Genomic DNA, 13737 nt, shown 5'->3' with positions numbered 1-13737 from the left:
GGTAAAGGGCATGATCGTACGTTTATTATTATTTATACTAGTTTTTGCTGTTGGCTGGATAATTTATAGACAGTTTATGAAAGTGCTGACCTCGAAAAGCCAAACACCCGCCAAGAAATCAGAGCAACCTCACGAAGAAGCCATGGTTAAATGCGCGCATTGCGGAACTTTCATCCCTAAAAACCACGCTATTTATAACCACGAGCAATTACCTTTTTGTACCTTAGAGCACCAACAAGCCCAGCAAAAGCGCTAGCGTATTAGCTGCGCAAAAGACCTTTGTCCGTCGCGCTGCCATGCGCAATAGATCAGCTTTTTATCTAGGCTCGCACACCAACGTTTTGCATCATAATTATCGTGATGATGCACTTGCACAAATAGCGTGTCACCATCGAGCTGCATGCTCTGCCAAGATTGGACTGAGGCCCAAGGTGAGCAGAAGCCATCGCAAGCACTAGGCAAGCTGGCAACCGCGCCAGACTGTAACTTCGCAAACACGCTACGCCAATACTGTTGTGCACTCGTGGTTTGGAAGTAAGACTGCCATAAGACATGCTCATTGACGGATGACTGCAACGCCAGCAAAAGCCCAGTGACACTCAGAATCAACACCATAATGGGCACTGACACCCATCCTAAGCGCGTGTTTTTCATCACCAGCGCCCCAAATCGATCAATATTTTTGATACCGCACTACAGCGATTATCATATCGCCATGTATCGCCTCTCAGAGAATGGTAGGTAAACTTAGCGTGGTTAGACAAAGCATCTACACACTCGCTTACTTGGAAGCGATATTCCACCAGCATCCCTTCAAGTGAATTCAACGCCACTTGCTTAAGCCGCGTCTCAATGGTGTCAGCGTGACCATCTTGATCACTATCAACAACAGGATAGACACGCAAGTGGGTTATATTGGGCTGCAGTTCTGTCGCATTCCCCTGATTCACAGGCTTACGCCATAGCGTTGTGACCCCATGGGCTCGCCCTGGGGCCAAATACCAATAAAACGGCACTTGTGTGCTGAGTAATACCGTGCCATCGAGCAGCGCAGAAGCATCAGTTTGCGCAATAACCTGCTCAGCTTGACGTGTCAGCACTCGCGCCTGAGCCGCGCCAGTACAACTGCTTATTAACAGATGATCGCCAATATCGAGTCCATCACACGGTAGCTGCGCCTCGATACGCTGACCTTGTTTGATGCCATACCCATTACAAAGCCCGCTATCTGTCGCGCGCAGCCAATCACTGCCTGTAACCAAATCCGCCTGACGTAAAATCGCGGGTGGGGATGCACTAGAACCTATGGTCATTTGGCCTGACGCATTATGGCAGCCAACTCGACCTAGGCGAGCAAACTGAGCGCGTAACTGCTCAGAAATAACGCGCTCCAAAGCCAAGCGCTGTAATATCGCCTCACGTTCATGAGTGGCTTGTTGAACAGAGCCAATAAAAGGCGATACCAATGCCACTACTGTAACTAAAATGGCGATGGCTAAAACCGCCTCTAGGAGCATAAACCCGCGGCGTGAATGAGGTCTTACCATTGGTTTAACTCATAATTGAGCACTTGTATCAAATCACTGCCACGACAACTATGACAAGTCGGTACGCGCTGCTTTGCCTCCCTTAAAACAATATTACGGCCGAATAATCGCGCTGCGGTATCTTGCATCACTTGTTGCTGTTGTTGACGCTGGTTCAGGATCAATTCACTGAGACGCTGATCTACTTGCCTTTGCTGGAAGTGGGCATAGGACAATACTAATGCCAAACAAGTCACTGCAAGCATGGTTTCTATCAACATCCAGCCACGTCGCGAACTCTTCACAGACACTCCTTGGCAGCGTAATTGGGCGCATCAAGGTAGGCACGACCACTTTGATTAATAATGACTCGTTGCGCGTGAGACTGCTCTAAGCAGATATAAAAAGAGCCGTTTTGATAGCTGGCAAGACCTGTTGGCAAAAACTCAATGTAGTCTCGTTGCTGGGGAAATCCTTGCCAGTTTATGCGTGTCTGGGCGGCAAACTCTTTACGCCAAAGTGGGGTTCCACCTGTGGCGTAGGTCAAATAAAGCGCGTCCGACCATGCGCCATTACAGGCACGCCCGCCACACAACATTACGGATTGACCACTACTGATGGCAAGAGTACGGGCGCGTTCAATTCCCCGTAAGAGGGTTTGGCTTTGCTCACTTAAGGTATGTTCTAGGGACCATGAACGGAACATTTGTGTCATGCCCGTGGCTCGAAAAGCGGCCGCTGCCATGCTTAACAGCACAATGACGACCAGCACTTCGACTAGGGAAAACGCGTGGTAAGATATCTTCAAGACACACTCCTTATGTCTTTTTTAAAAACACTAACAGAATGTGAGTAAGCCTCCTTGCTTACTAACATTCATTAACCGCTAAGATCAGGCATTACTGGTTTGGTTGCTCTCAACCTCACGGCTATCGTTAGTGGCTTGCTCTGCGTCTGGCATTAACCACTGACTGATGCGATCAATCATTTCTCTTTGATAGGCAAACATCTGTTGCATATCATCCATTTTCTGCTCTTGCTCTTCTCGCATGGTCATGATGTTGCCCATCACTGAATCCACCACATCGCGGAAATCTGTGAAGATTTCTGACGCTTTTTGTATGGTATCTTCCAGCGCTTCTCGGTAATCAGCCAACGGTTCCTGAATCGAACGCATTCCCGAGCCAGCCCCTTGACCATAGGCAGACACTGCTTGCGATGAACGCATCGTTTGCGTCGATGACAGACTCATAGAGAAAGATGCTAATTGGGAGGCATCGAAGCCCATATCCAACCCTTTTTGCAAGGCGCCAGCGACATCTCCGTCGTAAAATAAATCTGAGACTTGGCCAACAGACTGCATCATTTGCTGGATCGCAGCACGCTCATCGTCGTTCAAATCGCCTTCTACACTAAAGTCGAAGGCAAACGACTGGCTCGAGCTTTCGTAACGTACAAAGCTGACACCATTTTCATCCATTGCCGCAGCTTGCCCTTGAGCACTAGCCTGTAGCGCATACAGATTCACGCTCACAACATCCCCTTCTTGGGTCGTCATCTGAATCTGTGAATAGTCTTCACGCTGATAACTTTGCTGTGTCTGCATAGACGCTTGCATGACGGTCTCAGCAGACTGCAAAAACATTTTATCGAGGGATTCAAAGCCGTCATCAATCAGCGCTTGCGTGTCATCAATACCTTGCTGGACACCGGTTGTTAGCCAGCCTAGCGCCTCTAACTTCTCGCTGGCATCAGCCATGCCTTGGGCAACCGCGGACTTAGCCGTATCGAATACCGAACTGAGGCGCTCGTTATCCGCACCTTCTTGCTGCAGTTTTTCCATATAATTGCCAATATGAGACAAGATACGCTGTGCGACTTTATCAGGCGAAAAATCATTTTGATTTTTGCTAGCAGATGTTTGCGCTTGTTCAGCGGCATTGGCATTAGGCGTGGCAAAGCTCGCTTGCAAGCGTGCGGACATCGACTGCTGTACGACACTCAATGACCGCGTAGACATAGACGTACCTGGACTGTAGCCATCCACCCCGCGGTTTTGCAGCCCTTGCGGTGACGCTAGCATATTCTCAGCGGGCGACCGTCGAGGTAAAAAAGCCGTATTTAAGTCGCCTAAACCCTTTAATGGATCAGACATAACTTCCTCCAGATAGATTGAACCTTTGTTCAATTATCGACCAATATTAAAATAACTTTAGCAAAAAATAACAGTTTTTTACGCCCCATCGCATTTCTCTAGCCACTGCGCCACATGACGGGCAATTTGTCGTGGCTTTTGAAATGGCAGCGAGTGATCACAGCCCGACACAGAGACATGCTGCCAAGCTGGGTAGCGCTCGGCTAATACATCGTAGTGCTGACGCAGCAATTCATGACTCAACGCGCCTGAGAACAACAATACTTGTGGTGCTGCTTCGAATAACTCTGTACGCAGTTCAGGTGTTTGGTAGACACGCTCAGCCCAATCTGTCACCGCATCCAGTGCATAACTAAAGCCAATCGGACGATGTGCCAAACGGCTTTGGGTCATCTGCTCAGCTACAGGGTGTTTACGACGGTTAGGCGACACACCATCCATAAAATGGGCAATGCCAAGCTCTACATCACCGGTCTCACGAATGGTTTGTGAAGCCTTGCGATAGCGCTGACGAACTTTAGCGAGCGTCTCTTCACACTCGCGCTCTAAAGAAGCAGGTTCCATCAATACAAGACGTCGAGCCTGTTGCGCCGCATTGGCTAAATGAGCTTGCACATGCAGCGCCACCAAGCCGCCCAAGGAATACCCGATCAGATCAAATTGCTGCCAGTTTAAGTGCGCTAACAGTGCTTGAATATCAGCTGATAAGCTTTCAATCGTTACTGGCGCTTCTTGTTGTCCTTGAAAATACGACTCTCCCATACCATTTAAATCTGGCACCAGCACCCAACGCCAATAATTGAGGTGTTCAAGCATTGGCTCGTAGGTCAATTGCCCAGCGACGCCTGCCCCATGAATCATGACGCAGGCACGATCGGTTTTGCTATTCGGTATTTCAATCAGATGGTAAGCCAGCTCAGAATCCGGCCTTGGTAAAAATTTTGTCGCAAACACTTTAATTCTTTCCCACTCAATCGCTTTTTTCAGGGTAAAATGTCGCCCTGAAAACGCTTTAATACAATTTCTAACTTACGTGGTTCCCATTATGGCAGAAGTCAAACTCATTAGTTTGCCTTATGAAAGCTCATTAGCAACTCTGTTCCCAAAGTTCAGTCATCTTCCATACCCAACATTACTGGACAGTAATCATCCGCACTTTAAGGATACACGCTTTGATATTCTCAGTGCGGCACCGCTTGCGATGCTGGAAGCCCAAGGCGCTCATTGCCAGCTTCATTGGTTTGTCGAACCTGTGGTACAGATCGACGCTGAGCAGCCGCTGGATATCCTAACTGAGTTAGTCGCGCAAATGACTTGCCAGCCATGGGCCAATGACACCCAAGTGCCTTTTAACGGTGGTTTACTTGGCTATTATGGCTATGAAGCAGGACGCTACGTAGAACAACTGCCGCAAACAGTGATCGAAGACGTTAATCTTCCCACTATTCTGATGGGCCTTTATGGCTGGGCCATCGTAACCGATCATCAGCAGCAGCAAACACAACTGGTCATCACGCCGTGGAGTCAATTCGATGAGCAAACGCTACTCGATTTGTTAGGCCAAGAGGACGATCAGACTTTAGCGCAACCGTTTGCATTAAACGCTGCGTTTGAGGCCAACATGACGGCGGCAGAATATGCCGAGCGTTTTCAAAAAGTACAAGACTATATTCAAGCCGGTGACTGTTACCAAGTAAACCTAACACAGCGCTTCAGCGCGCCTTACCAAGGTCAAACTTGGCAAGCCTACCAAGCTCTAAAAGCGGCTTGTCCGACGCCATTTGGCGCATACATGGTACTGCCTGATGGGCGCGCAGTGCTGTCACACTCACCAGAGCGTTTTATTCAAAGCTATGATAACCGTGTGGAATCTAAGCCGATTAAAGGTACGCGCCCCCGCGGTGAGACGCCCGAGCAAGATAAAGCACTGGCCGACGAGTTACTCAACTCAGAAAAAGATCGTGCCGAGAACCTTATGATCGTTGACCTTTTGCGCAACGACCTTGGCAAAAACTGCCTGACTGGCAGTATTCGTGTACCTAAACTTTTCGCTCTAGAAAGCTACGCCAATGTCCATCACATGGTGTCTACTGTAGAAGGCCGCGTTGCCACACCGGCTGATACCATCAAAGTGTTTCAAGAAAGCTTCCCTGGCGGCTCGATCACTGGTGCGCCTAAAGTGCGTGCGATGCAAATCATTGACGAACTTGAGCCCCATGAGCGCAGCGTTTACTGCGGCTCGTTCGTATATTTTGGTGCTAATGGTCAAATGGATTCCAGTATCACCATCCGCACCATGATCGCCGATGGTGAGCGCATGCATTGCTGGGCTGGTGGCGGGCTGGTCGCGGATTCTATTTGTGCTGAAGAGTATCAAGAAACCTTTACCAAAATAGGCAAATTAACTCATACTTTAGAGACACAATTTTTGAAGTAATTTGGCCATGAAGCATGTCACGCGTTTCCTCGAATCTCGCCCACTCGATCCCACGATTGACGAGATTCGTACGGCCTTAAATCACTACCAAGAAACGCAAATCTACAATCCTGATCAACACATCGCGCCGCAGGCCTATCATCATGATTACCGTGCGGCAGCTGTGTTAATCCCTATTTATCACTGCCCCCACACTGACCAGCTGCAAGTACTCTTGACCCAACGCGCACTCCATATGCGCAATCATCCTGGCCAGATCGCCTTCCCAGGTGGCAAGCATGACCCTGAAGACGCCAGCATCCAGTACACAGCCCTGCGTGAAACCATGGAAGAAGTTGGCCTAACACCGGATTGCTTTGATTTGCTCGGCCAACTGGGCGAATACTGCTCGATTTCGGGATTTTGTATTCAACCCGTGGTCGCCGAAGTGATCCGCTTAAGCGAGCTTAGCTTAAGCGTCGACGAAGTCGATAGTGTGCATTGGGTACCACTCCAGCATCTGCTAGACCCAAGAAACTTTCGTTATGTTGAGCGAGAAATTGGCGCCTTAAAACGCGGCTTCTTTGAGATTCACTTCGAGGGTTTACGTATCTGGGGGGTCACGGCTGGCATTATTTTCGGCCTCTATCAGGCGATTGAAAATCATTCTCGCTGATAGACCTTATGCATTATAAGGTTAGGCGGCAAATGTATTTTATCTATGCCGTTGAACTTGGTAAGGTACTGCCAATTTGATCAATAGCAGGATTGAAACCTATGTCTAACTTTGACTTAGACGCTTTCGTCGCCAGCCATAAGGCTGACGAAGCGCAGAAGATCATTCACAGTGCTCTAAAAGAATTCGACAACATTGCCATCTCCTTTAGTGGTGCAGAAGATGTCGTGTTGATCGACATGGCCGTAAAAGCTAAAAAAGATGTCACCGTCTTTTCGCTAGATACTGGCCGCCTTCATGCTGAGACGTATCGTTTTATCGAGCAAGTGCGTAAACACTACAATATCAACATTGACATCATGTCACCGGATGCCGAAAAGCTTGAAGCCTTCACCAAAGAAAAAGGTTTATTCAGCTTCTACGAAGACGGACATAAAGAGTGTTGTGGTATTCGTAAAGTGGCGCCGCTACGCAAAAAGCTAGCGACCTTAGACGCGTGGATTACAGGGCAGCGTAAAGACCAAAGCCATGGTACACGTAACCAACTAGATTTTGCAGAAAAAGACAGTGCGTTTAGCACGGATGAGCATACCCTTTACAAGTTCAACCCACTTGCAAACTGGAGCTCTGAAGACGTTTGGAACTACATCAAAGTATTTGAAGTACCTTTCAACGAGCTACACCAAAAAGGCTTTATCAGCATCGGTTGTGAACCTTGCACACGTCCAGTGCTACCGAACCAACACGAGCGCGAAGGCCGCTGGTGGTGGGAAGAGTCCGAACACAAAGAGTGTGGCCTGCACGTGGGTAATATCATCCCAACGGCACAGGCATAATCACGACACCTGCCTAGAGCGCAGCTCTAGGCACTGGTGCGCAACGGCTCTGCCGTCTTTTTCTTCGCCATATAGCCGTCCCATTTGACCATAAAGCTGTCATAGCACTGCCCTAGGTCAATCACATGTTGGTACAACACTTCCCCAGCTTCGGTTAACTCTGTCGAGCGACCGTGACGTATCAATAGCGCTTCCCCAAGTCCTTTTTCTAGTTTTTGTATGTGCTGACTGACCGCCGGTTGAGTTAAGCCCAACTTACGTGCCGTCTGCGTGAAACTTCCTGTTTCAACCAATGTTCTAAATGTGATGAGATGTTGAGTATTCAGCATAATGTTTCCTTATGTCGCTAAACATTATGCCGCTAAGCTTAGGTCCAGACATTGACCTATATCGTATTTTAATGAAAGACTGCTACTAGGGTATTTGAAGGAATACAAAGCATGACCACAGACAATTTCGATGTATCTCAATGGATGGCTCGCCGCTCAGGCCCGCGACAAGAACGCAGTAACGATCACCGTGATGTCTATCAAAGAGATCGCGCCCGTATCATCCACAGCGCAGCGTTTCGCCGCCTGCAATCCAAAACACAAATCCTCGCCATTCGCCAAAACGACTACAGCCGCACACGTTTAACCCACTCACTAGAAGTGGCACAAATTGGCGGTGGTATTGTGTATCACTTGCAATCGTCTCACGATGAACAAGCTCCCTTCCAACCTTGGTTGGCCAGCAACTCTTTAATGGAAACCATTTGTTTAAGTCATGATATCGGCCACCCGCCTTTTGGCCATGGTGGCGAAGTAGCACTTAATTTTATGATGACAGAGCATGGCGGCTTCGAAGGTAATGGCCAATCCCTGCGCATCCTAGGGAAGCGTGGCTCTTACTCTGAAGAGTTTGGCATGGATGTCTCGCGTCGAACTATGCTTGGGGTACTCAAATATCCTGCCTTATACGAATCCGTTGCGGGTCAGTATCCAGAAAAGCCGACCAACTTGCGCCATTACAAGGCCCAAGATTGGCACCCACCAAAGTGTGTTTATGCTGAAGAAGCACCGTTGTTAGACTGGATTTTAGCGCCATTTAGTGACGAGGATCGCGAGCAATTTTTGCAAGTTACTCGTCCTGAATTCCAGCGCCACGGGCGTACACAGCACGCCGCCTTTGATACGACTATTATGGATTTGGCTGACGATATTGCCTATGGCGTACACGACCTAGAAGATGCCATCGTCTTGGGCATGGTCACACGTGACATGTGGCAACAACACCTGTTACCCGCGCTTAAGGCGATTGATTCAGACTTTTTACGAAATAATCTAGCACGCATCGAAACGCAGCTATTTAGCAAACAAAGTCACCTGCGTAAAAAAGCCATCGGTGATTTGGTGAGCTGGTTTATCACCCGTTGCTTAGTGGTCGAGAAAGAGAACTTCGAGCATCCTTTGCTGCGCTTCCAAGCACAACTCCCAGCCCCTGAGCGTGCTGCCCTTGATGTACTTAAGGCCTTTGAGATGCGTCATATTATCCAGCGCCCTGAGGTACAGATCTTAGTCTATAAAGGTCAGCAAATGTTGCTAGAGATGTTTGAAGCTTTATCTGCCGATCCTGCGCGTTTGTTACCTAAAGAATTGGCAAAAGAATGGCAACACATCTCTGACGCTGGCGGTAATGGCCATCGCATCATTTGCGATTATATGGCGTCAATGAGTGACGATTACGCCAGCCGTATTTACAAAACCCTGTTTGTGCCAAGTTCTGGTTCTGTCTTTGAACCCATATGACGTAGCAGCCAAGCTAAGACAGTTGACGCCCCAGCATCAGCAAATCACAGACCTGCCCCTGGCTTCGAGCCAGTTGTGGCAGGCAGCCCCATTGCGAAAATCCCTGTGCACTAAAAAACGCTTGGCTAGCCTGATTATTGGCCAAGGTATAGGCTACTAAACTGTGAAGCTTCAATGACGCTTGCTGGCTAATCACGTGCTCTAATAAACTTCGACCTGCCCCCTGACCATGAAACGCTTGATCGATATAGATGGCGATTTCTTGGGCGCCCACTAAAGAAGGCAAACCATAAAACGGCTCTAATGCACACCAACCAACGACAACGGCATTGGCTTCAACCACCCAAAAAGGATGCTCTGGCGATGCACTGTCTAGCCACTCAACCACTGACGCTAGACTGACTCCGGTCTTAAATACCGCTTGGGCTTCGGATTGCAAAAAGATAGAAAGGATTTGTGGTGCGTCGGCAATCTCAGCCAAACGCACCACAAATGAGGGCGAGCGATTCAAGTTAGCCTTGCTCTAGCAAACGAATCAAATCGATCATTTGTGCGTTAGCACGAGACATGTACGATGCCATGACCAAAGAATGGTTCGCCAGTAAGCCAAAACCACTACCGTTTAGAATCATGGGTGACCAAACGGTCTGCTGAGTCGCCTCAAGCTCACGAATGATCTGACGTAGGCTAACCAGCGCATTCTTACCTTCTAAGGTATTAGCAAAGTCGACTTCCACCGCTTTTAAGATATGCAGCATCGCGTAGCTAGCACCACGCGCTTCATAAAATACATTATCCACTTCAAGCCACGGTGTTTTGACGTATTTAACCGATGAGCTTGCAGTCGATTGACGAGCGTTAGCAACCCCTGCTAAATCCGTGTTTTCACGCTCTTTGGCAACGCTAGCAGAGAGTCGTTGTGACAGACTGCCAAGACGAGTCGACATATCTGACAAGTAATCTGCTAAGTTATCGGCACGGGCATAAAACTGCGCATTACTGCGTTGGCTTGCCAGACGATCTAGGTATTTAAGTAGCTCATCGTTACCACGGCGGTATTCGCTTTCACTCGAAGGGAGCGCCCAGCTACGCGTATCAAAGTTATATTGTGGTTCGGCGATTTTCAGGTTTTCGTCTTCGGTTGACTGAGACTGGCTACGACTAAACTCTTTGCGCAGGCCACGCGCCAAATCACGCACTTGTACCATGACACCAAATTCCCATGAAGGCATGTTGTCCATAAACACACCCGGCGGCAACATATCATTAGAGATAAAACCACCGTTTTTGGTCAACAGTGTGTCTACTAAGGTGTAAAGCGTGTTGGTCATCACATAACCCGTTACTAACTGTTCTGGGTTTTGATTAAGGCGTTGCGCGCGCTGTTTCGCTTCGCTTACCACGTTAAATTGGTCGGGCTCTGAATTCCAGTACATGCCCAAACCTGTCAGCAACACGCCCGCTGCGACCACACCGACTGTAATGCCCTTGCCCATTTTTGGCAGTCGACCAGAGACTTTATTCATAAATTTTGCCATTGATGTGTTCCCATAGTTAGTTATCTTTGACTTCAACCGAGTGCTGCTGACTACGATGGATCATAGCGCGGACTCGAAATTCGGGTGTTCGACTATTAATGATTTGGTACAGCAGCCGCCCTTCTCGATCATTCGACCAATGTATTTCAATCGCCGCTTGGGTGGCCGCTACTTGATCGATAATGGGCTGCAATACCGCGAGCACTTGTTCATCAGAGCGCTCGAATAAATCTTTTGGTAAACCAAAGAAAGCGTCTGATTGGCTTGAAGCTGACGGATTTTGCACCGTTTGTTTACGCTCGGCAGCGCTTGTCTGAGCCAAATTACGCACTCTTTGCTCTGCTTCAAGAATAGCAGGATCGCCACTGTTTACCGTACGTGCTTGCTGTAAAAAATGCTTGGCCGTCGCGCTATCACCACGCTCGGCAGCGCCCACCGCCCATGCTAAATAACGATCGACTATTTCAGCAATACCTAGCGTCGCTTGATAATTACCTGGGTCACGCCCAAGTACCACTTGAAAGTATAAGTTGGCGTTGTCACCTTCGGGCGTTAATAAGTGGTTGCGCGCCAATGCTTGCTGGCCTGAGCGCAATAAATTCGCGGTAATGCGATCAAAACGTTGCTGGGAAGTCAGCGCTGACGTCTGTGCAGAATTATTGCCACTATCTGACATGGTCGCTTGCCTATCTGCGCCAATATCGGCAGTTGGCGTCGAACGCGAGGAATCCTGTACGGACAAACCACTACACGCGACCAAAAACATTGACGAAGTAAGCAAGAAAAGCGCTTTTTTACTCAAGAGATCTCCTAGATATTTGGAAACTTTCATGTCGATTGGTAGTCTATAGCGCCTTTGCAGCCGAAGAAACCACCCAGCAGAATTTATATTAGGCGTACTCTATTTATGCGAGCCCTTGTTGCCCTGTTTGCCTTAACACTCTCAACGCTAAGCTTAGCCTTTGGCCTTAGCTCACCGTTTAGCTCAGAGCCTGAATTTTTACCGGTTGAGCAAGCATTTCAAAGCTCCGTCAGCCAAGATGATAACGGCCAAGTCTGGGTTAGCTGGGACATCGCTGATGGCTATTACCTGTACCGTCACCAACTCAAAGTCAGCGCCGTAGACACCGACATTGAATTCGCTCACATTCCGCCAGGTAAAACCAAACACGACCAATACTTTGGTGACGTTGAGGTCTACTACGACTCTTTGCGCTTACCGGTTCAAATCCCTGCACAAGAACTACCTAAAGTGGTTGACTTCACCTTGCAATACCAAGGATGCGCCGAGCAAGGTCTATGTTACCCACCTCAGTCAGTCCCCATGTCGACCGAATTTTCCACGCTTGCTCAAGACTCCACTTCCCAGTCCAGTGCCGGCCAAGCCTCAACACCTACGGTAAATATTTCGGGGGCACAAAATGTCTCTGGCATTTTAGCCCAAGCAAGTGTTTGGCAAGCACTGCTCGCCATGTTTGGACTAGGGCTGTTGTTATCATTTACCCCTTGCGTGTTACCCATGGTGCCAATTGTGAGTGCTATTGTGGTCGGCAGTAAATCTAAAGGTTGGGGAGGATTTTACCTAAGCGCTCTGTACGTCTTAGGTATGGCTCTGACCTACGCTGTGATTGGTGCGTTAGCGGGCTGGTTTGGCGCTCAACTTAACCTTCAAGCAGCCCTGCAAAACCCGATCATTTTAGGCGTCAGTAGCGCACTCTTTGTATTGCTGGCACTCGCCATGTTTGGAGTATTTGAGTTGCGCTTACCCGCTAAACTTCAAACCAAGCTCGACCAAACAGCTAGTCAGTCACAAAACACCAAATCTCGCGTATTAGGCGTGTTTTTAGCTGGCATCTTTGCCACACTCGTGGTGTCACCTTGTGTGTCAGCGCCGCTAGCAGGGGTCGTGCTATACATTAGCACCAGCTCTGACCCAATGTTTGGGGCCGCAAGCTTATTTGTGATGGGCCTAGGAATGGGCATTCCACTACTACTCGTAGGAGCGTTGGGCAGCAAAGTTCTTCCGAAAAATGGCCCATGGCTAGAAGATATGAAAAAGCTGATGGGCTTTGGTCTGCTCGCACTAGCCATCTGGTTAGCCATTCGCTGGATCAGTGGCCCGTACACACTCTATTTGTGGGGGGCTTGGCTAATTGCACTGGGCGCGTATTTCTTACATCGTGCCGTTACAGGTTTATCTCACCCAGTGCGCTGGTTCATTGCTGTGGTCACCCTAGTTGTCGGTAGCACTCAGTTCGTAGGCGGCCTTGCTGGTAACTATAATCCACTTAAGCCACTACAAGGGTTAGGCTCCAACAACTCGGCATCTGAGCACTCCGAACAAGTACCTTATTATGCCACCATCACTAGCTCGCAAGAATTAGACAGCATACTGGCACAAAGCAATCGCCCGGTCGTGGTCGACCTCTACGCAGACTGGTGTATCAGTTGTAAAGTCACCGAAGAAGAAGTATTTAAAGCCCCTGATGTGCTGCCGCTGTTGGAACAAGTCACCTTTGTGCAGGTAGATGTTACTAACAATGACGAAGCCAATCAGGCCTTTTTGAATCAATATCAATTATTTGGACCGCCAGCCATGCTATTTTTTGATGCCCAAGCAGAGCAAATTCATGATTACAACCTTGTCGGGGAGCCAACCAAACAAGAGGTGTTAGAGCGCTTACAGGCGGTTTTAAAACAGCCAAACCAGTAAGAGTTTACTGCAGAACAAAAAACATACAGCAAAACAAGTTATAGGTTTTTTAGCCTCAAAACTGGACAATATCGTGCTTTTTACTGATAA

Annotated in this window: 16 protein-coding genes; 6 read left to right on the top strand and 10 right to left on the bottom strand. The window is 48.5% G+C overall.

Annotated features, from left to right (window positions below; translation table 11 throughout):
* Positions 1–10 precede the first annotated feature (10 nt).
* Positions 11–256 (top strand): PP0621 family protein, encoded by a 246-nt coding sequence (locus JQX58_RS01085; protein ID WP_204144982.1) that lies wholly within the window; start codon positions 11–13, stop codon positions 254–256.
* Here the strand turns inward: JQX58_RS01085 and JQX58_RS01080 are convergent.
* The 6 genes from JQX58_RS01080 to JQX58_RS01055 form a co-directional block, all read right to left on the bottom strand.
* The gene (locus JQX58_RS01080) at positions 253–654 is read right to left on the bottom strand and encodes a hypothetical protein (protein WP_204144981.1); all 402 of its coding nucleotides are present in this window, start codon (positions 652–654) and stop codon (positions 253–255) included. The two genes, JQX58_RS01085 and JQX58_RS01080, sit on opposite strands and share 4 nt — an antisense overlap.
* Complete coding sequence (locus tag JQX58_RS01075; protein ID WP_204144980.1) at positions 654–1547, bottom strand: type II secretion system protein; 894 nt, start codon at positions 1545–1547, stop codon at positions 654–656. Before JQX58_RS01075 ends, JQX58_RS01080 begins: the two co-directional genes overlap by 1 nt.
* Positions 1541–1831: a hypothetical protein gene (locus JQX58_RS01070; protein ID WP_204144979.1), complete on the bottom strand. Its 291-nt coding sequence runs from the start codon at positions 1829–1831 to the stop codon at positions 1541–1543. The genes JQX58_RS01075 and JQX58_RS01070 overlap by 7 nt, the downstream gene beginning before the upstream one ends.
* Positions 1828–2334 (bottom strand): GspH/FimT family protein, encoded by a 507-nt coding sequence (locus JQX58_RS01065; RefSeq protein WP_204144978.1) that lies wholly within the window; start codon positions 2332–2334, stop codon positions 1828–1830. The genes JQX58_RS01070 and JQX58_RS01065 overlap by 4 nt, the downstream gene beginning before the upstream one ends.
* An 84-nt stretch (positions 2335–2418) precedes the next feature.
* A complete protein-coding gene (locus JQX58_RS01060) occupies positions 2419–3681 on the bottom strand; it encodes a DUF5610 domain-containing protein (RefSeq protein ID WP_204144977.1) in 1263 nt (420 codons plus the stop codon).
* 78 nt (positions 3682–3759) lie between these two features.
* Complete coding sequence (locus tag JQX58_RS01055) at positions 3760–4635, bottom strand: alpha/beta fold hydrolase (protein ID WP_338040629.1); 876 nt, start codon at positions 4633–4635, stop codon at positions 3760–3762.
* A 91-nt stretch (positions 4636–4726) separates the two neighbouring features.
* On the opposite strand from JQX58_RS01055, the gene pabB reads away from it, so the two are divergent.
* The 3 genes from pabB to JQX58_RS01040 all read left to right on the top strand — a co-directional run bounded on the left by pabB (position 4727) and on the right by JQX58_RS01040 (position 7609).
* Positions 4727–6118 (top strand): aminodeoxychorismate synthase component I, encoded by a 1392-nt coding sequence (gene pabB, locus JQX58_RS01050; RefSeq protein WP_204144976.1) that lies wholly within the window; start codon positions 4727–4729, stop codon positions 6116–6118.
* Positions 6119–6125: 7 nt separating this feature from the next.
* The gene (locus JQX58_RS01045) at positions 6126–6773 is read left to right on the top strand and encodes an NUDIX hydrolase (RefSeq protein ID WP_204144975.1); all 648 of its coding nucleotides are present in this window, start codon (positions 6126–6128) and stop codon (positions 6771–6773) included.
* A 101-nt stretch (positions 6774–6874) separates the two neighbouring features.
* Positions 6875–7609: a phosphoadenylyl-sulfate reductase gene (locus JQX58_RS01040; RefSeq protein ID WP_204144974.1), complete on the top strand. Its 735-nt coding sequence runs from the start codon at positions 6875–6877 to the stop codon at positions 7607–7609.
* Positions 7610–7635: 26 nt separating this feature from the next.
* On the opposite strand, the gene JQX58_RS01035 is transcribed toward JQX58_RS01040, so the two are convergent.
* Positions 7636–7938, bottom strand: coding sequence for a LysR family transcriptional regulator (locus JQX58_RS01035; protein ID WP_204144973.1), 303 nt, complete (start codon positions 7936–7938; stop codon positions 7636–7638).
* A 111-nt stretch (positions 7939–8049) separates the two neighbouring features.
* Here JQX58_RS01035 and JQX58_RS01030 point away from each other — a divergent pair, with 111 nt between their 5' ends.
* On the top strand, positions 8050–9396 hold the full coding sequence (locus JQX58_RS01030) for an anti-phage deoxyguanosine triphosphatase (protein WP_204144972.1): 1347 nt from the start codon (positions 8050–8052) through the stop codon (positions 9394–9396).
* Between the two features lie 13 nt (positions 9397–9409).
* Here JQX58_RS01030 and JQX58_RS01025 read toward each other — a convergent pair whose 3' ends face one another.
* From JQX58_RS01025 to JQX58_RS01015, 3 genes are read right to left on the bottom strand one after another with little or no spacing between them, the layout of a single operon-like run.
* Positions 9410–9907, bottom strand: a complete 498-nt coding sequence (locus tag JQX58_RS01025) for a GNAT family N-acetyltransferase (protein WP_204144971.1) — start codon at positions 9905–9907, stop codon at positions 9410–9412.
* 1 nt (position 9908) lies between these two features.
* Entirely contained in the window at positions 9909–10934 is a 1026-nt protein-coding gene (locus JQX58_RS01020) for a DUF2333 family protein (protein WP_204144970.1), read from the bottom strand.
* A 16-nt stretch (positions 10935–10950) separates the two neighbouring features.
* Positions 10951–11736 carry a hypothetical protein gene (locus tag JQX58_RS01015; protein ID WP_204144969.1) on the bottom strand — a complete coding sequence of 262 codons (786 nt, stop codon included), beginning with the start codon at positions 11734–11736 and terminating at the stop codon, positions 10951–10953.
* 105 nt (positions 11737–11841) lie between these two features.
* On the opposite strand from JQX58_RS01015, the gene dsbD reads away from it, so the two are divergent.
* Positions 11842–13647 (top strand): protein-disulfide reductase DsbD, encoded by a 1806-nt coding sequence (gene dsbD, locus JQX58_RS01010; RefSeq protein ID WP_204144968.1) that lies wholly within the window; start codon positions 11842–11844, stop codon positions 13645–13647.
* Positions 13648–13737 lie beyond the last annotated feature (90 nt).

Origin of the sequence: Marinomonas ostreistagni, assembly GCF_016888445.1 — a bacterium.
GTDB lineage: Bacteria > Pseudomonadota > Gammaproteobacteria > Pseudomonadales > Marinomonadaceae > Marinomonas > Marinomonas ostreistagni.
This window is presented reverse-complemented; position numbering and strand designations above follow the sequence as displayed.

What these genes read in the sequence shown, in the direction of transcription:
- JQX58_RS01060 (WP_204144977.1), bottom strand. Translation starts at nt 3,681, where the DNA reads ATGTCTGATCCATTAAAGGGTTTAGGCGACTTAAATACGGCTTTTTTA.
- JQX58_RS01030 (WP_204144972.1), top strand. Translation starts at nt 8,050, where the DNA reads ATGACCACAGACAATTTCGATGTATCTCAATGGATGGCTCGCCGCTCA.
- JQX58_RS01045 (WP_204144975.1), top strand. Translation starts at nt 6,126, where the DNA reads ATGAAGCATGTCACGCGTTTCCTCGAATCTCGCCCACTCGATCCCACG.
- JQX58_RS01080 (WP_204144981.1), bottom strand. Translation starts at nt 654, where the DNA reads ATGAAAAACACGCGCTTAGGATGGGTGTCAGTGCCCATTATGGTGTTG.
- JQX58_RS01040 (WP_204144974.1), top strand. Translation starts at nt 6,875, where the DNA reads ATGTCTAACTTTGACTTAGACGCTTTCGTCGCCAGCCATAAGGCTGAC.
- dsbD (WP_204144968.1), top strand. Translation starts at nt 11,842, where the DNA reads ATGCGAGCCCTTGTTGCCCTGTTTGCCTTAACACTCTCAACGCTAAGC.
- JQX58_RS01085 (WP_204144982.1), top strand. Translation starts at nt 11, where the DNA reads ATGATCGTACGTTTATTATTATTTATACTAGTTTTTGCTGTTGGCTGG.
- JQX58_RS01075 (WP_204144980.1), bottom strand. Translation starts at nt 1,547, where the DNA reads ATGGTAAGACCTCATTCACGCCGCGGGTTTATGCTCCTAGAGGCGGTT.
- pabB (WP_204144976.1), top strand. Translation starts at nt 4,727, where the DNA reads ATGGCAGAAGTCAAACTCATTAGTTTGCCTTATGAAAGCTCATTAGCA.
- JQX58_RS01035 (WP_204144973.1), bottom strand. Translation starts at nt 7,938, where the DNA reads ATGCTGAATACTCAACATCTCATCACATTTAGAACATTGGTTGAAACA.
- JQX58_RS01020 (WP_204144970.1), bottom strand. Translation starts at nt 10,934, where the DNA reads ATGGCAAAATTTATGAATAAAGTCTCTGGTCGACTGCCAAAAATGGGC.